Origin of the sequence: Streptomyces sp. NPDC087844, assembly GCF_044742785.1 — a bacterium.
GTDB lineage: Bacteria > Actinomycetota > Actinomycetes > Streptomycetales > Streptomycetaceae > Streptomyces.
Window position 1 is genome coordinate 115204 of the sequence record NZ_JBIUVD010000003.1, and the last position, 20412, is coordinate 135615.

16 protein-coding genes and 1 pseudogene are annotated in these 20412 nt (G+C 70.8%); 12 read left to right on the top strand and 5 right to left on the bottom strand.

Annotation, left to right across the window (positions count from 1 at the left end; translation table 11 throughout):
• Positions 1-402: 402 nt before the first annotated feature.
• Entirely contained in the window at positions 403-1161 is a 759-nt protein-coding gene (locus tag ACIOKD_RS07405; protein WP_402079529.1) for a response regulator transcription factor, read from the top strand.
• Positions 1154-2248, top strand: coding sequence for a sensor histidine kinase (locus tag ACIOKD_RS07410; RefSeq protein WP_402079532.1), 1095 nt, complete (start codon positions 1154-1156; stop codon positions 2246-2248). The genes ACIOKD_RS07405 and ACIOKD_RS07410 overlap by 8 nt, the downstream gene beginning before the upstream one ends.
• Before the next feature lie 7 nt (positions 2249-2255).
• Here ACIOKD_RS07410 and ACIOKD_RS07415 read toward each other — a convergent pair.
• Positions 2256-2783: pseudogene (locus ACIOKD_RS07415) on the bottom strand (TIGR03086 family metal-binding protein); the annotation flags it as partial.
• A gap of 186 nt (positions 2784-2969) precedes the next feature.
• On the opposite strand from ACIOKD_RS07415, the gene ACIOKD_RS07420 reads away from it, so the two are divergent.
• On the top strand, positions 2970-4214 hold the full coding sequence (locus ACIOKD_RS07420) for an MFS transporter (protein WP_402079535.1): 1245 nt from the start codon (positions 2970-2972) through the stop codon (positions 4212-4214).
• Positions 4215-4262: 48 nt separating this feature from the next.
• Here the strand turns inward: ACIOKD_RS07420 and ACIOKD_RS07425 are convergent, their stop codons facing one another.
• Together ACIOKD_RS07425 and ACIOKD_RS07430 are read right to left on the bottom strand one after the other, a co-directional pair.
• On the bottom strand, positions 4263-5432 hold the full coding sequence (locus ACIOKD_RS07425; protein ID WP_402079538.1) for a hypothetical protein: 1170 nt from the start codon (positions 5430-5432) through the stop codon (positions 4263-4265).
• Positions 5429-6370, bottom strand: a complete 942-nt coding sequence (locus tag ACIOKD_RS07430; protein WP_402079541.1) for a 5-dehydro-4-deoxyglucarate dehydratase — start codon at positions 6368-6370, stop codon at positions 5429-5431. Before ACIOKD_RS07430 ends, ACIOKD_RS07425 begins: the two co-directional genes overlap by 4 nt.
• Positions 6371-6668: 298 nt before the next feature.
• Here ACIOKD_RS07430 and ACIOKD_RS07435 point away from each other — a divergent pair, with 298 nt between their 5' ends.
• From ACIOKD_RS07435 to ACIOKD_RS07465, 7 genes are all read left to right on the top strand, one after another.
• A complete protein-coding gene (locus tag ACIOKD_RS07435) occupies positions 6669-7505 on the top strand; it encodes an NAD-dependent epimerase/dehydratase family protein (RefSeq protein ID WP_402079544.1) in 837 nt (278 codons plus the stop codon).
• A 291-nt stretch (positions 7506-7796) separates the two neighbouring features.
• Positions 7797-8567 (top strand): DeoR/GlpR family DNA-binding transcription regulator, encoded by a 771-nt coding sequence (locus ACIOKD_RS07440; protein WP_402079547.1) that lies wholly within the window; start codon positions 7797-7799, stop codon positions 8565-8567.
• Positions 8568-8690: 123 nt separating this feature from the next.
• Positions 8691-10061, top strand: a complete 1371-nt coding sequence (locus tag ACIOKD_RS07445) for an ABC transporter substrate-binding protein (RefSeq protein WP_402079549.1) — start codon at positions 8691-8693, stop codon at positions 10059-10061.
• On the top strand, positions 10058-10999 hold the full coding sequence (locus tag ACIOKD_RS07450; protein ID WP_402079553.1) for a carbohydrate ABC transporter permease: 942 nt from the start codon (positions 10058-10060) through the stop codon (positions 10997-10999). The genes ACIOKD_RS07445 and ACIOKD_RS07450 overlap by 4 nt, the downstream gene beginning before the upstream one ends.
• A complete protein-coding gene (locus ACIOKD_RS07455; RefSeq protein ID WP_402079555.1) occupies positions 10996-11877 on the top strand; it encodes a carbohydrate ABC transporter permease in 882 nt (293 codons plus the stop codon). Before ACIOKD_RS07450 ends, ACIOKD_RS07455 begins: the two co-directional genes overlap by 4 nt.
• Entirely contained in the window at positions 11874-12863 is a 990-nt protein-coding gene (locus tag ACIOKD_RS07460; protein ID WP_402079558.1) for a zinc-dependent alcohol dehydrogenase family protein, read from the top strand. The genes ACIOKD_RS07455 and ACIOKD_RS07460 overlap by 4 nt, the downstream gene beginning before the upstream one ends.
• A gap of 175 nt (positions 12864-13038) precedes the next feature.
• Complete coding sequence (locus tag ACIOKD_RS07465; protein WP_402080650.1) at positions 13039-14238, top strand: TerD family protein; 1200 nt, start codon at positions 13039-13041, stop codon at positions 14236-14238.
• 232 nt (positions 14239-14470) lie between these two features.
• Here ACIOKD_RS07465 and ACIOKD_RS07470 read toward each other — a convergent pair whose 3' ends face one another.
• Positions 14471-15940: an alkaline phosphatase PhoX gene (locus ACIOKD_RS07470; protein ID WP_402079561.1), complete on the bottom strand. Its 1470-nt coding sequence runs from the start codon at positions 15938-15940 to the stop codon at positions 14471-14473.
• A gap of 281 nt (positions 15941-16221) precedes the next feature.
• On the opposite strand from ACIOKD_RS07470, the gene ACIOKD_RS07475 reads away from it, so the two are divergent.
• Positions 16222-16449 carry a hypothetical protein gene (locus tag ACIOKD_RS07475; RefSeq protein ID WP_402079563.1) on the top strand — a complete coding sequence of 76 codons (228 nt, stop codon included), beginning with the start codon at positions 16222-16224 and terminating at the stop codon, positions 16447-16449.
• A gap of 251 nt (positions 16450-16700) precedes the next feature.
• Here the strand turns inward: ACIOKD_RS07475 and ACIOKD_RS07480 are convergent, their stop codons facing one another.
• Positions 16701-18212: a hypothetical protein gene (locus tag ACIOKD_RS07480; protein WP_402079566.1), complete on the bottom strand. Its 1512-nt coding sequence runs from the start codon at positions 18210-18212 to the stop codon at positions 16701-16703.
• Between the two features lie 320 nt (positions 18213-18532).
• On the opposite strand from ACIOKD_RS07480, the gene ACIOKD_RS07485 reads away from it, so the two are divergent.
• The gene (locus tag ACIOKD_RS07485) at positions 18533-20365 is read left to right on the top strand and encodes an endonuclease/exonuclease/phosphatase family protein (RefSeq protein ID WP_402079568.1); all 1833 of its coding nucleotides are present in this window, start codon (positions 18533-18535) and stop codon (positions 20363-20365) included.
• Positions 20366-20412 lie beyond the last annotated feature (47 nt).

Below are 20412 nucleotides of genomic sequence, written 5' to 3' on the forward strand. Positions count from 1 at the left end.
TTGGCGTGCATGTCCGGCACCGGCGCCCGATCGCACGGGTACACAGTGCGAAGTGCCAGGGCTCGTTCCGGTGGATCCGGCACAGCCGTGGTCGACGCCGTGCCCGGAGAGCCACTTCGCCGCGTCGGAGTGCCCGATGCCGGCGGCGTCCCCCGACACGTGCCGTCCTTCGACCCGTGGGCGGAGACCGCGTCGCGAAGAAGCTGGTTCCGGTACTTCGGGGACCGCCACCACGCCTGCCACGACGACGAGGAGGAGGAGGAGCCATCGGATCCGGCGGGCCGGTCATCGCGCCGGTGGCGGGTTGCGAGTCATACCGCCAGTCAAGGCGGCGCGATGTTGCCCGGGTGTATCCGGTTTTCGATACGCCGACGACAGGCGTCGGCTCGTAGCCTCAAGCACATGCGTGTGCTGATCGTCGAGGACGAGCCCTATCTGGCGGAAGCCATCCGCGACGGCCTGCGTCTGGAGGCGATCGCGGCGGACATCGCGGGCGACGGCGACACCGCGCTGGAACTGCTGGGCGTCAACGCGTACGACATCGCCGTACTCGACCGCGACATCCCCGGGCCGTCCGGTGACGAGATCGCCAGGGGCATCGTCGCCTCCGGCAGCGGCATGCCGATCCTGATGCTCACCGCCGCCGACCGTCTCGACGACAAGGCCACCGGGTTCGAGCTGGGCGCCGACGACTACCTCACGAAACCGTTCGACCTCAAGGAACTCGTCCTGCGGCTCAGAGCACTCGACCGCAGGCGCGCCCACAGCAGGCCACCCGTGCGGGTAATCGCGGGCCTGCGAGTGGACCCCTTCCGCCGCGAGGTCCACCGCGACGACCGCTATGTCGCGCTGACCAGGAAGCAGTTCGCCGTGCTGGAAGTCCTCGTCGCCGCCGAGGGCGGTGTCGTCAGCGCCGAGGACCTGCTGGAACGCGCCTGGGACGAGAACGCCGACCCGTTCACCAACGCCGTGCGCATCACCGTCTCGGCCCTGCGCAAACGGCTCGGCGAACCCTGGATCATCGCCACCGTGCCGGGCGTCGGCTACCGCATCGAGGCGCGCCCGGAGGCGGGGGCTGCCGGACACACCGAATACGCCGAGCACGCCGGACACGCCGAGCACGAGGGAGACGCCGAGCACGAGGGAGACGAGCGTGGATAGAGCCCCCGGGTTGAGCGTGCGCGCCAGGCTCGCCCTCAGTTACGCCGGATTCCTCATGCTGGCCGGCGTTCTGCTGCTCGCGGCGGTGTGGCTGTTCCTCCTGCGTTACGTCCCCGACCGCGCGATGCTCATCAACGCCGACGACAGCGCCATGGACGGTGTATTTCCCATCCGGTCCGGCCTTCTGCGCGTGTTCGCTCCGAGGGCGGCGGCGGTGCTGGCGTTCCTGCTGGTGTTCGGTCTCGTCGGAGGATGGATCCTGGCCGGCCGGATGCTCGCCCCGCTGACCCGCATCACCGGCGCCGCCCGCCTGACCTCGGCCGGGACCCTCTCCCACCGCATCCGGCTGCCGGGCCGCAAGGACGAGTTCCGCGAACTCGCCGACGCCTTCGACACGATGCTGGCCCGGCTCGAAGAGCACGTCGCCGAGCAGCGGAGATTCGCGGCGAACGCCTCGCACGAGTTGCGCACCCCGCTGGCCATCTCGAAGGCCCTCATCGATGTGGCCCGCACCGATCCGGACCACGACACCGGCGAGGTCGTCGAACGCCTCCACGCCGTCAACACCCGGGCCATCGACCTCACCGAGGCACTGCTCGTGCTCAGCCACGCCGAGCGGCGGACCTTCACCCGGGAACGGGTGGACCTGTCACTCCTGGCCGAAGAGGCCGCCGAAACGCTCCTGCCCCTCGCGGAGAAGCGTGGCGTCGTCCTGGAGACGCGCGGCGACATCACCCCCACCGCCGGATCGCACGCGCTCCTCCTGCAGTTGACCACGAACCTCGTGCAGAACGCGATCGTCCACAATCTGCCCGACCGGGGCAGGGTGTGGGTGCGTACCGGCGTCCGGCCCGGCGGTGTGGTGCTCACGGTCGAGAACTCCGGCGAGAGGATCTCCCCGGAGCTCGCCTCGACCTTCACCGAACCGTTCCGGCGCGGCGCCGAACGCGTGCACACCGACCACGGAGGCGTCGGCCTCGGCCTGGCGATCGTCAGGACCATCGCCCACGCACACGACGGAACGCTCGCCCTCACCCCGCGCCCCGCCGGCGGGCTGCGCGTCACGGTGGAACTGCCCGGGGCCTGAGATCTCCTCAGCGCCCTCCGGCGGCAGCCCTCCACCCCGGGTCACGCCCGCTCAGCCCGATCACCCGGTCCAGCAGGGGCGCGCTCTGCGGGGCGGCCACCACCGGGCCGAAGATGCTGTTGCGCGACGGGTCGTCGACGGACGCGGCCGGCATCCGGTACGCCGCCCGCAGGGCCGCCGCGTCGGGCACGTACTCCTGTCCGGTCGCACGGGCCAGATCCCAGCCGTGCACGACGAGCTCGTCGGTGGCGACGATGCCCGCGATCTCGCCGGGCAGCTCCACACCGCCCGCCCGCGTCTGCCCCGTCCACGCGGCCGGGTCATGCCAGGCCTCGGCCAACTCGCCGAGCAGTTCGGGCAGTTCGGTCCGCCATCCGGGTGTCAGGTCGGGCAGCCCGGCGGTGGGCGCGGTGTCCGTCGTGGCCCCGAGATGTTCGCGCCCGGCGTCCCGGAAGGCCGCGGAGAGGCCGGTCAGATGCCCGACCAGATGCCCGACCAGATGGCGTACCGCGTAGTCCGGACACGGCGTGGCGTCGTGCGCAGCCTCATCCGACGCGCCTGGACGCTCTACCGCTGGGACACCCGCCCACCAAGCCCTCGCATCCGATGACCTACTGGCGGACGCCCTTAGGAGCCGGCGGCCCGGCGCCCCTGCCGCGTACCCCGCCTGAGGCACCTGCCCGATCCCCGCTCCGGGGCCTTAGCCCCACGATGACCGGGCATGACGGAAGAAACGCCGCGGGCACCGCGGACATCCCGGGCCGCCCGGCCGGCGTGGGCGGTGTCCCGTGTCCTGCGGGACCGCAACGCCGGCCTGTACCTGGGCGGGGTGGTGGTCTCCGGTTTCGGCTCGTCGGCGATGTGGCTGGTGGCCGGGATCTGGGTGAAGGACCTGACCGGCTCGGACGGCCTGGCCGCCCTCTGCGTCTTCGCCCTCTGGGCACCCACCCTGATCGGCCCGGCTCTGGGCGCCCTCGCCGACCGCACCCGCCGCCGGCCCCTGCTGGTGTGGACCAACCTGGGCCTGGCCGCGCTTCTCCTGCCGCTCCTCGCAGTCGACTCGCCGGGCACCCTGTGGGTCCTGTTCGCCGTGCTCCTCGGCTACGGGGCGGCGGGCGTCGTCCATGACGCGGCGGAGGCGGCGCTGGTGGCCACCGCCGTCGACAAACAGCTCCTCGGTGACTTCAACGGGCTGCGGATGACGGCCAACGAGGGCATGAAACTGATCGCCCCGCTCGCCGGAGCGGGCCTGTACGCGGCGTACGGGGGCGCCCGCGTCGCACTCCTGGACGCGGTCACCTTCGTCCTGGCCGCGGGCCTCTACACGCTCCTGCGCGTCCACGAGCCGCCGCGCCCGGCGGAGGGCGCCGACGGATGGCGTGCCCGGACGGCCGAGGGCGCGCGCTACCTGTGGGGCCACGCGGTACTGCGCCCGCTCGTCCTCGCCGGCGGCACGACGATGCTCTTCGCGGGCGTCAGCGGCGCGATGGTCTACGCCGTGGCGGAGGGCCTCGGGCACTCCCCCGCTTATGTGGGGCTGCTGTACGTCGCCCAGGGCACCGGTTCGGTGGCGATCGGCCTGGCCGCGGGCCCACTCCTGCGCCGGTGGGGCGAGAGCCGCTTCGCGCGGTACGGCATCGCGCTGACCGCCGTGGCCGTGACGGTCCGGGCGCTCCCGTACGACGCGGTGGCGCTCGCCTCGGCCGTGGCGGTGGGGGTCGGGCTCCCGTGCGTTCTGATCGCGACACTGACCGCGGTGCAGCGGGAGACTCCGGACGCCCTGCTGGGCCGTACGGCGGCGACCGCGAACACGCTGCTGTTCGCGCCGAACGCGGTGGGGCTCGCGGTCGGCGCGGGTCTGGTGGAACTCCTGCCGTATCAGGCCCTGTTGGTGGCGCTGGGGGTCGCGCGGCTCGTCACCGTGCTGCCCGGCTGTGGCCGGCCGCGCGGTTCCCCGCGCCCCTGAAAGGCGGGGCCTCGCCCCTGCCTTTCGACCCTGCCGTCAATCTCGACGTCAGGCCAGCCTCCTCAGCGCCTGCTCCACCAGTGCCAAGTCCCCCTCCGACGCCAACCCCGCGTGGTAGAGCCGCAGTTCGGTGGCCCCTCGGCCGGCCGCCCGTGTCGCGTCCTCGAAGAGGGTCGCGGGGCTGCCGCCCATCCCGGCCACCACGGGGAAGTTGGCCGCCAGCACGTTCCCCTCGACGGCGTGCGCCGCGAAGGGAGTCAGCAGCCCGGACCCTCCCGCGCACGGCACGACCACGCCGTCGGCAACCGTCAGGATGTGCTCGGGGTCCACCCCGGCGTTCGCCCCCACGTGGTACGAGTCGGGGTCCGCGTGCAGCAGGATCCGGAAGCCCTCGGGGGCCGCCGCCCGGACGGCGCCGACGACGTCCGTCTGGAGGGAGCGGGCGACGGAGTCGCGCCACGCGCGCGTGGCCGTCGCGAGCTCGGCGCCCAGCAGCCTCTCCACGGCTTCCCAGCCCCCGGCGGGCGTCTCGCCGCGCCACACGGGCTCCAGGGCGCGCCGGACCGAGGCCGCCGACTCGCGGGCGTCAAGACCCAGTTGCGTATACCCGTCGCGGCACGACGGGCAGAAGCACAGCGACATCAGGTACGTCCCGGCGTCCCCGAGCGCCACGCCCGACGTCTTGTCGTGGGCGTGCAGATGCGGAAGTCCGTACCAGCCGAGGGATTCCAGTTCCGTACCCGCCGCCCCCGGCCGTACGGCCGCCTCGACGGCCAGGTCGGTCAGGTAGGCGCGGGTTTCGGGCCGCGCGATGCAGGGGGCCCACGGATAGCGGTCCCCGTAGGCGTTGACCACGGCAGTGTCCGGGAACTCCTCGCCCATCCGGGAGTTGTGCGCGAGGACCACCCAGGTGTGCACATCGAGCCCCGCCCGCGCGAGCGCCTCGGCGGCCTCCCCGTACGCGTCTCCCGGCGCCCAGTCCCCGGCGGTGTACGGCCGCAGCCTGCGCCCCCGCCAGCGCCCGGTGTCCGGCGGGTAGAGGACGGCGGCGTGCGACGCCGTGACGATGCGGTGGCGGGGGTGCCTGGGGGTCAGCGCGCGCGTGGAGTGGTACGCGGACGCGAGGGTCGCCTGCCGTACCCCGAGCCCGGCGACGCGTGCCGCCGCCCCGGGGTCGCCGTTGACGTCCCACGGATAGACGAAGGTCGACGCCTTCACTTGGCCTCCTCCACCAGCGCGTGGCCGCGCTCGATCAGCTGGGCGAGCTGCTTGAGATGGTCCTCGGACGGCTCGTGCAGCGGCGGCCGTACCTCACCCACGTCGAGCCCCCGCAGCCGTACGCCCGCCTTGACGAGCGAGACGGCGTAACCGCGGCCCTGGGCGCGCAGTTCGACGAGCGGCCGGTAGAAGCCGTCGAGCAGCCGGTTCACGGTGGTGTCGTCGCCGGAGCCCATGGCGCGGTGGAAGGCGAGGGCGATCTCGGGCGCGAAGCAGAAGACGGCGGACGAGTAGAGCGTGATGCCGATGCCGCGGTAGGCGAGGCCGGTGAGTTCGGCGGTCGGCAGCCCGTTGAAGTACAGGAGGCCACCCGGCACTTCGGACCGTACGGCGCTGACGATGCGCTGCATGAGGTCGAGGTCGCCGGTGCCGTCCTTGAAGCCGATGACCCCTTCGGTGCGGGCCAGCGCGACCACGGTCTCCGGGGTGAACACGGCGTTGTCCCGCTGGTACACGATGATGTCGAGCGAGGTGGCGCCGGCCAGTTCCGTGTAGTGCCGCAGCAGCCCCTGCTGCCCGGCGACCACGAGATACGGCGGCATGGCGAGCAGCCCGTCGGCGCCGGCCTCCTCGGCGAGCCGTGCGTACCGCACCGCGAGGGCGGTCCCGTAGCCCGCGCCCGCGACGACGGGCACCCGGCCCGCGGTCTCCTCGACGGCCGCCCGGACACAGTCCTGGAACTCCTCGGGCGTGAGCGCGTGGAACTCGCCGGTGCCGCAGCAGGCGAAGACGGCCGCGGCACCGGCCTCGACGCCGCGCCGGACGTGCTCGCGGTAGACGTCGAGGTCGACGGCTCCGGCACGGTCGTACGCGGTGACGGGGAAGAACAGCGGCCCGCTGGGGATACTGAGTCGAGCGGCGAGGGGGGCTGACGACACGGGCTCTCCCTAGAGCATGTACGTACACGCCACCCGTGCACGTTTCTGATTTGCGTCCATATCTCTGAACCTGCCCACGCTAGAGCTCGCCGTCGGGGCCGGTCAAGCGGGCAAACCCGCATTCCCGGAGCAATTCCGGGGCAGGAAAGGACCGGAAACGAGGACGGGCTACAGCGGGTCCGCCCCCTCCGCGGGACACTTGACGCGGACGGCGAAGGATCCCTAGCTTGTCCATGGATGTGAATGCCGTACACGCTTACACATATGCATACGGCTGCTGATTCTAGGAGACCCGAGGATGCCCGCTCCGCGCACCGCTCCCCGCACCGTCCTGCTCACCGGCGCCGCCGGAGGCCTCGGCACCCTGATGCGCGGGCTGCTCCCCGCCTACGGCTACGAACTGCGCCTCCTCGACATGCGGCCCATCGAGGGTGAGCCCGACGCGATCACCGCGGACCTCGCCGACAAGAAGGCCCTGCGCGAGGCCGTGCGCGGCGTGGACGCCGTCATCCACCTCGCGGGCATCTCCCTGGAGTCCACCTTCGAGAAGATCCTGAAGGCGAACATCGAGGGCACGTACAACCTGTACGAGGCCGCGCGCGAGGAGGGCGTGGGGCGGGTCGTTTTCGCCTCCTCCAACCACGCGGTCGGCTTCACCCCGCGCCCCGGGGGCGAGGCGCCCCACGAGCCCGGCGCACTCATCCCCATCGGCACACCCCGCCGCCCGGACACCTTCTACGGCCTGTCGAAGTCGTTCGGCGAGGACCTGGCGCAGTTCTACTGGGACAAGCACGGCCTGGAGAGCGTCTCCGTGCGCATCGGCTCCTGCTTCCTCGAACCGACCACCGTGCGCATGCTGTCGGTCTGGATGAGCCCCGGCGACGGCGCCCGCCTCTTCCACGCGGCCCTGACCGCCGAGCACGTCGGCCACAGCGTCGTCTACGGCTCGTCCGCCAACACCCGCCTGTGGTGGGACCTCTCGACCGCCCGCGCACTGGGCTACGAGCCGCAGGACGACTCCGAGCAGTACGCCGAGAAGCTGATCGCGGAACAGGGCGGACTCGATCCGCAGAACCCGGACCACGCCCGCCTCGGCGGCGCCTTCGTCACCAGCCCTCCGGTGTGGCCCTACTGACGCTCCCGGCCGGCCCCGCCGGGCCCCGCCGACACTTCGAGCCACTCCCTACGGACGACCCCACGGGGCGGACGGGCACCGAACGGGCCCGTCCGCCCCGCCGTTCGGGCACGCCCCCTGCCCGAATTACGCTCCACCGCAGGTCCGCCGTGGGCGCCCGTCTCACTCAACGGGCACACACGGGCGCCATCGGACCCGCAACAGACCTGGTCAGTGGCGCGTACCCGCTGTAGAACTTCCCCCAAGGGTCGAACGGGCCCGAACGGGCAGTACGCAAGGGAGCGGAAGCGGGTGTCGGGCATGAGCGCTGAAGACCGGCAGCGGGCGATCGTGAAGACCGCCCGACGCGCAGGCGCCGTCGACGTGAACGAGCTCGCGGCCGAGCTGGGCGTCGCCAGGGAGACCGTGCGCCGCGATCTGCGTGCCCTGGAGGACCACGGCCTCGTCCGCCGCACCCATGGCGGCGCCTACCCCGTGGAGAGCGCCGGCTTCGAGACGACGCTCGCCTTCCGCGCCACCAGCCACGTACCCGAGAAGCGCCGGATCGCGGCAGCCGCGGCCGAGCTGCTCGGGGACGCGGAGACGGTCTTCGTCGACGAGGGCTTCACCCCCCAGCTCATCGCCGAGTCACTGCCCAGGGACCGGCCACTGACCGTGGTCACCGCGTCCCTGGCCACCGCGGGCGCGCTCGCCGAGGCCGACAACAAGACGGTCCTGCTGCTCGGCGGCCGGGTCAGGCCCGGCACGCTGGCCACCGTCGACCACTGGACGACGAAGATGCTCGCGGGCTTCGTCATCGACCTGGCGTTCATCGGCGCCAACGGCATCTCCCGCGAACACGGCCTCACCACCCCCGACCCGGCCGTCAGCGAGGTCAAGTCACAGGCGATCCGGGCCGCACGCCGCACGGTCTTCGCGGGCGTGCACACCAAGTTCGGCGCCGTCAGCTTCTGCCGTTTCGCGGAGATCAGCGCTCTGGAGGCGATCGTCACCAGTACGTTCCTCCCCACCTCCGAGGCCCACCGCTACTCGATGCAGGGCCCCCAGGTGATCCGAGTCTGACGCAAGAGTTCGAAAAACCAACTGACCCACCACAGCGGCACCACACTCCCCCTGCCACGCCCCTGCCATCCCTTTTGCGTCCTTTGTCATCCCATTTTGCACTGATACATCCAGGAGTGATCCATGCGAACCCAGAGCCGACGGAGGCCGCGCGCGATGTTCGCCGCGGCCGCCGCAGGGACGCTGCTCGCCCCGTTGCTCTCCGGTTGCTGGGCCGGAGCGGGCGGTGCGGGCTCCGGTGGCAACTCCATCAACGTCCTCATGGTCAACAACCCGCAGATGGTGGAGTTGCAGAAGCTCACCGCCGCCCACTTCACCAAGAAGACCGGCATCAAGGTGAACTTCACCGTGCTGCCGGAGAACGACGTCCGCGACAAGATCAGCCAGGACTTCGCCAACCAGGCGGGCCAGTACGACGTCGCGACGCTCTCCAACTACGAGATACCGATCTACGCCAAGAACGACTGGCTGCGCGAGATGGACTCGTACGTCGCCAAGGACCCGGGCTACGACGAGCAGGACGTCCTCAAGCCCATGCGCCAGTCCCTCACCGCGGAGGACGGCAAGCTCTACGGGCAGCCCTTCTACGGCGAGTCGTCCTTCCTGATGTACCGCAAGGACGTGTTCGCCGAGAAGGGCCTGACGATGCCCGACCACCCGACCTGGGACGAGGTCGCCGACCTCGCCGCCGAGGCCGACGGCGCCGAGCCGGGCATGAAGGGCATCTGCCTGCGCGGCCTGCCCGGCTGGGGCGAGATCATGGCCCCGCTCACCACGGTCGTGAACACCTTCGGCGGCACCTGGTTCGACAAGGACTGGAAGGCGCGGCTCGACTCCCCCGAGTTCGAGAAGGCCACCAAGTTCTACGTGGACCTCGTCCGCGAGCACGGTGAGTCGGGCGCGGCCCAGTCCGGCTTCGCCGAGTGCCTCAACAACCTGACCCAGGGCAAGGTCGCCATGTGGTACGACGCCACCTCCGCGGCCGGTTCCCTGGAGTCTGCGAAGTCCCCGGTCAAGGGCAAGATCGGCTACGTACCGGCGCCGGTCGACAAGACGGAGTCCTCCGGCTGGCTCTACACCTGGGCCTGGGGCATCCAGGACGCGTCCCGCAACCCCGACAAGGCGTGGAAGTTCGTCTCCTGGGCGTCCAGCAAGGAGTACGAGCAGCTGGTGGGCGACGAGATCGGCTGGTCCAACGTGCCGGCCGGCAAGCGCGCCTCGACGTACACGAACGCCGACTACCGCAAGGAGGCCGGCGCCTTCCAGGAGATGACGAAGGAAGCCATCGAGGGCGCCCGGCCCACCGATCCCGGCGTACAGCCGCGGCCCGCGCCCGGCATCCAGTTCGTCGGCATCCCCGAGTTCACCGATCTCGGCACCAAGGTCTCGCAGGAGATCAGCGCGGCCATCGCCGGACGCCAGTCCGTCGAGTCGGCCCTGAAGAAGTCCCAGAAGCTGGCCGAGGAGATCGCCGAGGAGTACGAGGGACGATGACCGCGACAACGACAGCCCCCGTGGCAGCACCACCCGTCCGCACGGCGAAGAAGCCGCCCTCCGGCCGCATGCGCGCCTGGGCGACCCGGGCCCCGCTCCTGCCCGCCCTGATCTTCATGATCGCCGTGACCCAGCTGCCGTTCGTGGCCACGCTGGTGATCTCCTTCTTCGACTGGAACTCCCTCTACCCGGACGCCCGCAGCTTCACGGGCTTCGGCAACTACACCGAGGTCCTCACCGACGAGGCCCTGCGCAAGTCGGTCTGGACGACCATCCTGCTGACCGTCTCCGTCGTCCTGGCCAGCCTGGTCCTCGGCCTGGGCCTCGCCCTCCTGCTCGACCGGAAGTTCCGGGGCCGCGGCCTGGTCCGCACCCTCCTGATCGCACCCTTCCTCGTGGTCCCCGTAGCGGCGGCCCTGCTCTGGAAGCACGTGCTCTACAACCCCGAGTACGGCCTGCTCAACGGTCTGCTGCACTACGTCGGCGGCCCGGAGCCGGACTGGATCTCCAACACCCCGCTGCTCGCCATCGAGATGTCCCTCGTCTGGCAGTGGACGCCGTTCATGATGCTGATCCTGCTGGCGGGCCTGCAGAGCCGGGACCACCAGCAGATCGAGGCGGCCGAGGTCGACGGCGCGAGCGCCTGGCAGGTCTTCCGCTACCTCACCCTGCCCCACCTGCGCCGCTACCTCGAACTGGGCGCCCTGCTCGGCTCGATCTACATCGTGCAGAACTTCGACGCGGTCTTCACGATCACATCGGGCGGTCTGGGCACGGCGAACCTCCCCTACACCGTCTACCAGACCTTCTACCAGGCCCACGAGAACGGCCTCGCCTCCGCGGCCGGCGTCCTGGTCGTCATCGGCTCGATCATCATCGCGACCTTCGCCCTGCGCGTGGTCTCGTCCCTGTTCCGCGAGGAGGTGGGCCGCGCATGAGCGACACCGCCGTACGAACACGTCCCAGCAGCACCAAGTCCACCGGACCCGGCCCCCGCCGCCCCAAGGGACGGGGCCTGGGGCTGGTCGCCTGGCTGGCCGGCATCGTCTTCTTCCTGCCCATCGCCTGGATGGCGCTGACGTCCTTCCACTCCGAGGGGGACGCGGCGACCAACCCGCCGTCCTTCGCGGCGCCCCTCACCCTCGACGGCTACCGCGAGTTCTTCGGCACGGGCGGCGGCGCGAGCCCGTGGCCGGCCCTCACGAACTCCCTGGTGGCGTCCCTGGCCTCGACGCTCCTGGTGCTGATCCTCGCCCTCCCCGCGGCGTACGCGCTCTCCATCCGCCCGGTGAAGAAATGGACGGACGTCCTCTTCTTCTTCCTCTCCACGAAGATGCTGCCGGTCGTCGCGGGCCTCCTGCCGATCTACCTCTTCGCGAAGAACACCGGAATGCTGGACAACATCTGGCTCCTGGTCATCCTCTACACCTCGATGAACCTGCCGATCGCTGTGTGGATGATGCAGTCCTTCCTCTCCGAGGTCCCGGTGGCGATCATCGAGGCGGCGCAGATAGACGGCGCGAAACTTCCCACGATCCTGACCCGCGTCGTCGCGCCCATCGCCCTCCCGGGCATCGCCGCCACCTCCCTCATCTGTTTCATCTTCAGCTGGAACGAGCTGCTCTTCGCCCGCGTGCTGACGGGCGTGGTGGCGGAGACCGCCCCGGTCTTCCTCACCGGCTTCATCACCAGCCAGGGCCTGTTCCTGGCCAAGGTGTGCGCCGCGTCGCTCGTCGTCTCCCTGCCGGTACTCGCCGCGGGGTTCGCCGCCCAGGACAAACTGGTCCAGGGCCTTTCGCTGGGAGCCGTGAAATGAAGGCCGCCGTCATCGAGTCCGTGGGAAAGGCCGTCGTCTCCGAGGTCCCGGACCCGACGCCGGGCCCCCGCGAGGTCGTCGTGGAGGTGTCGGCCTGCGGGCTGTGCGGCACGGACCTGCACATCCTCCAGGGCGAGTTCGCACCCAGACTGCCGATCGTCCCGGGCCACGAGTTCGCGGGCGAGGTCGTCGGGATCGGCAGGCAGGTCACAGAACTCTCGGTCGGCGACCAGGTGGCCGTGGACCCCTCCCTCTACTGCTACGAGTGCCGGTACTGCCGTACGGGCCACAACAACCTCTGTGAGCGCTGGGCCGCGATCGGCGTGACCACGGCGGGCGGCGCCGCCCAGTACGCGGTCGCACCGGTGGCCAACTGCGTCAAGCTCCCCGAGCACGTACGCACCCAGGACGCGGCCCTGATCGAACCGCTCTCCTGCGCGGTACGCGGCTACGACGTCCTCAACTCCCGACTCGGCTCCCACGTCCTGATCTACGGCTCGGGAACGATGGGCCTGATGATGCTGGAGCTGGCGAAGCGGACGGGCGCGGCGAGCGTCGACATGGTCGACATCAACGCGCAGCGCCTGACGACCGCCCAGAAGCTGGGCGTCTCCGCGTCCGCGACGAGCGCCGACGAGCTGGACCGCCCGCAGGGCTGGGACCTGGTGGTCGACGCCACGGGCAACGCGGCGGCGATCCAGGACGGTCTGGAGCGGGTCGCCAAGGCCGGCACGTTCCTGCAGTTCGGGGTGGCCGACTACGCGACACGGGTGTCCATCGACCCGTACCGCATCTACAACCAGGAGATCACCATCACGGGTTCGATGGCGGTCCTCCACAGCTTCGAACGCGCTGCGGAGCTGTTCGCGACAGGCGTCCTGGACCCGGACATCTTCATCAGCGACCGCCTCCCCCTGGACCAGTACCCGCAGGCCCTGGACCAGTTCGCCGCAGGCATCGGCCGAAAGATCGTCGTGATCCCATAGAGCTTCCCTCGCCCCCGTTCGCGCGGTTCCCCGCGCCCCCAGGCATCTGGGGTCGCGGGGAACCGCGCGATCAGCCCCCGCCCCGCCCCGCAACCGCCACTGACCCGGTCGGCCGATTACCCGCTTGGTAAGGGAACGGCAAAGCCGGTCCGCTCGTTCACCCGGCATGACAGCTATGACCCCCGGCTCGAACATCCCTCTGCCCGTCACCCGCGTGACGGTGGACGTCGCCGCCCCGGTGCGGCTCGACGTATCGGGCCTGCTGCTCACCGCCGACGGCAAGGTGCGCTCCGACGACGACTTCATCTTCTACAACCAGCCGTCCGGCCAGGGCGTGACGTACCGCTCCGGCGGCGGCAGCACCCCCGACTCGATCACGGTCGACACGACAGCCGTGCCCCAGGGCATCGAGAAGATCGTCGTCACCGCCAGCCCGGACGCTGCGGGCCAGACGTTCCAGGGTGTCGAGCCGACGGCCACGATCCGCAACGCGGAAGACAACTCCGTCCTCGCCTCCTTCACTCCGCCCCAGCTCGGCACGGAAACGGCCCTGGTCATCGTCGAGGTCTACCTCCGCAACGGCGCGTGGAAGGCCCGAGCCGTCGGCCAGGGCTACTCGAACGGCCTGGCGGGCATCGCCACGGACTTCGGCGTGACGGTGGAGGAGCCGGCCGCCCAGGCCCCGGTGGCCGCCCCCACACCTCAGGCCCCGGTGGCCGCCCCCGCCCCCACACCCCAGACGCCGCAGGCACCCCCGGCCCCGCCCGCGCCCCCGGCGGCCCCCGCCCCGGGCACCGGCAAGATCAACCTCGACAAGGGCCGAGTAAACCTCCAGAAGAACCAGACCGTATCCCTGACCAAGGGCGGCAGCCCCTTCCTCGCCCAGGTGAAGATGGGCCTGGGCTGGGAGCCGGCGTACCGAGGCAAGGACATCGACCTGGACGCCTCGGTCATCGCCTACGGCCCGCAGCGCAACCACATCGACAGCTGCTACTTCGGCAAGCTCTCGATCGTGAACGGCGCGATCAAGCACTCCGGCGACAACCTCACGGGCGAGGGCGGCGGCGACGACGAGGTGATCGTCGTGGACCTCGGCCGCCTCCCCCAGGAGGTGACAGGCCTGGTCTTCACAGTGAACAGCTTCTCCGGCCAGAAGTTCACCGAGGTAGCCAAGGCCTACTGCCGTCTCCTGGACGCCGCCACGGGCGAGGAGCTGGTCCGCTTCGACCTCACCACCGCGGAGCCCCAGACCGGCGTGATGATGGCCAAGCTCATCAAGCAGTTCTCCGGCGAGTGGGAGATGACGGCCCTCGGCAACTTCGTCAAGTCCCGCACGGTCCGAGGCATGGTGAAGCCGTCGGCCCAGGCTCTGTAGACAGCCACTCCCCCCGCGCGGGCCCGCCCCGCCCCGCCGCACCCGCCAACGAACCGGGGGCGGGGCCGTGCCGGTGTGTCACGTTCGCAGCGTACGGCTCCCGCTGGAAACGCCCACCCATGGAACTCAGGGCAGTGCGCACGGGAGGCTGCGAACGGACACACCGGCGCGGCCCCACCCCCACCCCCACTCCGCACGGGATCGGCGACCACGCCCTCGATGGCGCGAAACGTCAGCGACGCTTCTGCCGCCTCCACGGCCCCTTGATCGCCACCATGATCCCCGGCACCTGAATGTTGGCGTACAGGGTCTTCCCGTCGGGCGAGAAGGTGACGCCGGTGAACTCGCTGAACTCGGGCTCCTCCGCGGTACCGATGTTCAGATCGTTGCGGGCGATGGGATACGTACGCCCGCTGTCCGTCGCACCGAGAAGATGAGAGACGCCCTCGCCGTCCTCCGCGATGACGAGACCCCCGTACGGGGAGACGGTGATGTTGTCGGGACCGTCGAAGGCACCGTCCTTCGACGGGTCGGGATTCACCCCGAGCAGCACCTTCAGGGTCAGCGTGCGCCGCTTGGGGTCGTAGAACCAGACCTGTCCGTCGTGCTGCACAGGGCTCTCCGCGCGGGCGTACGAGGACACGATGTACGCGCCGCCGTCACCCCACCACATGCCTTCGAGCTTGCGGGCACGGGTGACCTCGCCGGTGTCGAACTGCTCACGCACCGGAACGGTCTTCCCGTCCCGGTCGGGCACGTCGACCCAGTCGACCCCGTACACCGTGCCGATCTTCGTGGCACGGGACAGGTCGTCCACGTAACGGCCGCCGGAGTCGTAGCACTTGGGCGCCTGGAGCACGCCCGCGTCGTCCGCGAGGGTACGGAACTTGCCGCGGCCGTGGGTGAAGCCGTGCGGGGGCTTCCAGCGGAAGAACAGGCCGTTGGGCTCGGAGTCGTCCTCGGTGAGGTAGGCGTGGCCGCGCTTCGGGTCGATGACGACGGCCTCGTGGTCGTACCGGCCGAAGAACTTCAAAGACTTGGGGTCGCGGTTGGCCCGGCGGTCGCTCGGGTCGACCTCGAAGACGTAGCCGTGGTCCTTGGTCATGCCGTTCTCGCCGGCCCGGTCGGAGTTCTCCTCGCAGGTGAGCCAGGTGTCCCACGGAGTGCTGCCGCCCGCGCAGTTGGTGGAGGTGCCCGCGATGCCGACCCACTCGGCGACCGCGCCGCCGGGACGCACCTCGACGACCGTGCAGCCACCGGAGGCGGCCGGGTCGTAGACGAGGCCCTCGGTCAGCGGCACGGGGTACTCCCAGTTGGCGCGCGGGCCCTTCAGCTCGTGGTTGTTGACGAGGAGGGTCGTGCCGCGGGGACCGTCGAAGGTGGCCGTGCCGTCGTGGTTGGAGGGGGTGTACTCGCCCGACTCCAGCCTGGTCTTCCCGCTGTGGGTGACGACGCGGTAGGAGAACCCGGCGGGCAGCGCGAGGACGCCCTCGGGGTCGGGCAGGAGCGGCCCGTACCCGACGGCTCCGCCGTGCCGCTCTCCGGCGTCAGCACCGTCGTCGCCGTCGTCGCCCGCGGTCTCGGTGTCCGTGGACGCGAGGGCGCCGGGCGCGGTGGCGAGTGTGCCGACGCTGCCGATCAGGGCGACACCGGCACCGGTGATCGCGGATCGTCTGGCGAAGTCCCTGCGGGTGAGCGACATGCTGTCTCCTGTGACGGTGGAGTGTGACCGCGGCGAGCGAGAGGCGGCGGACCCGGGGGTCGGCCACACGGTCCCGCCCGTGACTTAACGCCGGTTGAACGCCGCCCGTCCTTCCGGGCCCCCGTTGTGTGAACGCGGCTCCATCCGTCCCTCCGGATCACATGTACCCCATACGGCCCACCAGCCCTCGCGTCCGAACTGCGGGCCGGAATAACCTCGACACCAAGGACCATCACGACCGCACGACCCCCGACCGCACGACCCATGGGAGGCGAGCCGAAGTGGACGTACGTCAGGCACGCCATCTCCATGAGGAGCGGTTGCTGGCGATGGCCAATGTGAGCGGCGTCGGTACGGGCCGTGACGAGGAGTCCGGCGAGGACGTCGTCGTCGTCTTCGTCACGCGCAAGGTCCCCCGCGACGGGCTCCGCCCCGAGGACACGATCCCGGACACCCTGGAGGGCATCCCGGTGCGGGTCCTCTCCATGGACGAGACCTCCGAGCCCTGACCCGCTTTCCCTCGCCCCCGCCGCCCCTGCCCGTCCCATCCCTGGGGCTGCGCCCCAGACCCCCTGTCGCGCCGGCGCGCTCGTCCTCGAACGCCGGACAGGCTTAAGAAGAAGGGCGGGGCGCAGCCCCCGCCTTTCTTCAGGGGCGCGGGGAACTGCGCGACCAGCCCCCACCGAACCCGCGGACAGAACCCATCAGCCCGTCCGGCGTCTGAGGACAACGGGGGTCCCGGGGGCAGCGCCCCCGAGAGTCAGTGACCTTGCTGCGACCGCGCCTTGAACGCAGCCTTCCGCGCCTCCTTCGCCACCTTCTTGTCAGGATGCAACCGCCCCATCGCCTCCAGCACATCCGGCGTGGCAGGATGCTCCACCCGCCACGCCGCGGCGAAGAACGACCCGTGCTGCGCCGCGAGCCCCTCCACCAGCGCCTGCAACTCCTCGGAGTTGCCCTCGGCCGCAAGCTGCGCGGCGATCGTGTCGACGGTCAGCCAGAAGACCATCTCCTCGGACGGCGCGGGCACGTCCGGAACGCCGCGCTCGGCGAGCCAGACCCGCGCGAGCCCGCCCAGCTCGGCATCGTCGAGCACCTCGTGCAGCGCGGGCGCTGCCTCCGTCCCGACGAGGGACAGCGCCTGCTGGCAGCGCAGCCGCCGCAGCGGCGCCCCCGCGTCGGCCCCACGCGCCGCGGCGAGCAACTCCCGTGCGGCTGCGAGGGGTTCACGCCGGGCGAGCCACTGCTCGGTCTCCGCCCGCGCGGCCATGGGCGGGAACGTGGACGTGCTGTCGAGCAGCACGTCGGCACCCTTGTCCGCGAGGTCGCCCACCGCGGGCGCAGCGAACCCGGCCTCCAGAAGCCGCGCCCGGATGCCGTACACCCCGAGCGGGGTGAGCCGCACCATCCCGTACCGGGAGACATCCGTATCGTCCACGGCCTCAGCAGCCGAAGCAGCCGACTCGGACGAAACGGAGGCATCGGATGAAGCGGAGGCATCGGAGGCATCGGACGAGCCGGCCTCCTCCCCCACATCAGCCATGAGCGCCTCATCGACCGGCTGGAAGTCGACAAGCCCCACCGGCTCCAGCGTCCGGAACTGGTCGTCGAGCCGCATCATCGCGTCCGAGACCTGCTCCAGGACGTCGTTGGTGGGCTCCCCCATGCCGTCCGGCACGATCATCGACGCGGCGAGCGCGGGCAGCGGCACCGGGCCGTCGCCGGGCCCGTCCTCGTTGGCGGTCAGCAGATAGAGGTTGCCGAGGACCCCGTCGAGGAACTCGGCCTCGGCCTCCGGATCCCAGTCCAGCGCGGAGAGGTCGATCTCGCCGCCCTCGTCCACGACCCCGTCCACGGCCCCCACGAGGTCGTCGAGGTCGGGCACGCTCGCGTCGGCCAGGACCGTCTCCAGGGCGCCCAGCCACAGCCCCAGTACATCCTGCGGCGCTCCGGACAGGACGAGGGTCAGTTCGGCACCGGCGGCGACCGTGCCCTCCGCCTCGTCCACGACCGCGACGAGCCCGGTGTCCACGGCCACCCGCCAGGCCGCACCGGCGCGGGCCGCGCCGTCCTCGCCGTCGAGTGCCAGTTCCGCGGCGGCGGCCGTCAGCTGTTCCTCGACGAGTTCGCCTCCGGCGCCGACCCGGGTGTCCGGGCCGGCCCAGCGGGCGAGCCGCACGGCGCGCGAGAGGAGCGGCGTGGCGAGCGCGTCCCGTGCGAGCTCCGCTTCGGAGTGCAGACGCACCGGCGGCAGGGGGGAGCTGTCTGACATCGGCTGGTTCTCCTAGGACGAACGTCGGACGTCGATCTCGTATCTCGGCGCCCTTCTGGACGCAACTCGCGCATCCGGCGCCCGTCCGGACGCACGGCACGGCGCCCCGGGGCCGCCCGGGAGAACACCCTCCGGCCGCCCGGAAACACGACCTCAGCCTAGACGGATTTGGGCCCATGCCGCCCGGTTCATGAACCTGACAGAAGTGTTGAGCCAGGAAACCTTGACAAGTGCCCTGACCGGGCACGAGATTGACGCGCGTAGATAACAGAGATAGCACCCTCGTCCCGGCGCCCACGCACGTCCCCGGAGGGATTTCGTTGCCGAGCAAGTCTTCCGCACGCATCGCCGCGCTCACTGTCGCCGCCGTCTGTTCCACGGTCTCCTCGGTGGTCATGACCTCGCCCGCTCACGCGGACGCCGTGGCCGTCCACGACATCCAGGGTTCCACCCGGACCTCCCCGCTCGCGGGTCAGCAGGTCACGGATGTGGCCGGAATCGTCACGGGCGTACGGACCTATGGTTCGTCCCGCGGTTTCTGGCTCCAGGGCCCGTCCGCGGACACCGACCCGGCCACCAGTGAGGGCGTCTTCGTCTTCACCAGCTCCACGCCGAAGGTCGCCGTCGGCGACTCGGTCACCGTCTCGGGCACGGTCACGGAGTTCGTTCCGGGCGGTGCCTCGACCGGCAACCAGTCGGTCACCGAGATCACCCGCCCGACGGTCGCGGTCGTGTCGAGCGGCAACGCGCTGCCCGCGGCCACGGTCGTCGACAGCCGTTCCGTACCCGCCGCGTACGCGCCCGAGGGCGACACCGCGGCGGGTGGCTCGGTCAACGGTCTCACCCTGCGGCCGAAGAAGTACGCCCTCGACTTCTACGAGTCCCTGGAGGGCATGAACGTAGCGATCGGCTCGTCGCGCGTGGTCACCGCGACCGACCCGTACTCCGAACTCTGGGTGACGGTCAAGCCGCACGAGAACCCGAACCGCCGCGGCGGCACCGTCTACGGCTCGTACTCCTCGCAGAACACCGGCCGGCTGCAGATCCAGTCGCTGGTACCGACCGCCACGCAGCCGTTCCCGACGGCGAACGTCGGTGACACCCTGAAGGGCACCACCGAGGGCCCGCTCGACTACAACCAGTTCGGCGGCTACACGCTGACCGCCCGCACCATCGGCACGGTCGAGGCCGGCGGCCTGGAGCGCGAGACGACCCGCAAGCAGTCGCGCACGGAGCTCGCGGTCGCCACGTACAACGTCGAGAACCTGGACCCGACCGACGGTACGTTCGCCGATCACGCGGCCGCGATCGTGGACCACCTGCAGTCGCCCGACATCGTGTCCCTGGAGGAGATCCAGGACAACAACGGCGCGACGAACGACGGTACGGTCGCCGCCGACCTGACGATGAGGAAGCTGACCGACGCGATCGTCGCCGCCGGCGGACCGGCCTACGAGTGGCGGTCCATCGACCCCGTGGACCTCGCGGACGGCGGTGAGCCGGGCGGCAACATCCGCCAGGCGTTCCTCTACAACCCGGCGCGGGTCTCCTTCGTCGACCGCGCGGGCGGCGACGCCACCACCGCCGTCGGGGTCACCAAGGTGCGCGGCAAGGCGCGGCTGACGGCGTCTCCCGGCCGTGTCGACCCGGCGAACGCGGCCTGGACGAACAGCCGCAAGCCGCTCGCGGGCGAGTTCGTCTTCCGCGGCGAGAGCGTCTTCGTGATCGCGAACCACTTCGCGTCGAAGGGCGGCGACCAGTCGCTGCACTCGCAGGTCCAGCCGCCGGTACGCGGTTCGGAGACGCAGCGCCACCTCCAGGCGACCGCGGTGAACGCCTTCGTCAAGGACATCCTGGCGAAGCAGCGGAACGCGGACGTCATCACGCTCGGCGACATCAACGACTTCGAGTTCTCGGCGACGACGAAGCTCCTGGAGGCCGACGGCGCCCTCTGGTCGGCCGTCAAGTCCCTGCCGGCCGGGGAGCGTTACAGCTACGACTACCAGGGCAACAGCCAGGTCCTCGACCAGATCCTGATCAGCCCGTCGATCCGCAAGGACCGCGACTTCACCTTCGACAGCGTGCACATCAACGCGGAGTTCTCCGACCAGATCAGCGATCACGACCCGCAGGTGCTGCGGTTCCGCCCGTAGCCGTCCAGGTCCCGTCCTGAACCGCCGCGGCCGTACGCCGCCGGGCC

What these genes read in the sequence shown, in the direction of transcription:
- ACIOKD_RS07405 (WP_402079529.1), top strand. Translation starts at nt 403, where the DNA reads ATGCGTGTGCTGATCGTCGAGGACGAGCCCTATCTGGCGGAAGCCATC.
- ACIOKD_RS07420 (WP_402079535.1), top strand. Translation starts at nt 2,970, where the DNA reads ATGACGGAAGAAACGCCGCGGGCACCGCGGACATCCCGGGCCGCCCGG.
- ACIOKD_RS07435 (WP_402079544.1), top strand. Translation starts at nt 6,669, where the DNA reads ATGCCCGCTCCGCGCACCGCTCCCCGCACCGTCCTGCTCACCGGCGCC.
- ACIOKD_RS07445 (WP_402079549.1), top strand. Translation starts at nt 8,691, where the DNA reads ATGCGAACCCAGAGCCGACGGAGGCCGCGCGCGATGTTCGCCGCGGCC.
- ACIOKD_RS07450 (WP_402079553.1), top strand. Translation starts at nt 10,058, where the DNA reads ATGACCGCGACAACGACAGCCCCCGTGGCAGCACCACCCGTCCGCACG.
- ACIOKD_RS07455 (WP_402079555.1), top strand. Translation starts at nt 10,996, where the DNA reads ATGAGCGACACCGCCGTACGAACACGTCCCAGCAGCACCAAGTCCACC.
- ACIOKD_RS07460 (WP_402079558.1), top strand. Translation starts at nt 11,874, where the DNA reads ATGAAGGCCGCCGTCATCGAGTCCGTGGGAAAGGCCGTCGTCTCCGAG.
- ACIOKD_RS07465 (WP_402080650.1), top strand. Translation starts at nt 13,039, where the DNA reads ATGACCCCCGGCTCGAACATCCCTCTGCCCGTCACCCGCGTGACGGTG.
- ACIOKD_RS07470 (WP_402079561.1), bottom strand. Translation starts at nt 15,940, where the DNA reads ATGTCGCTCACCCGCAGGGACTTCGCCAGACGATCCGCGATCACCGGT.
- ACIOKD_RS07480 (WP_402079566.1), bottom strand. Translation starts at nt 18,212, where the DNA reads ATGTCAGACAGCTCCCCCCTGCCGCCGGTGCGTCTGCACTCCGAAGCG.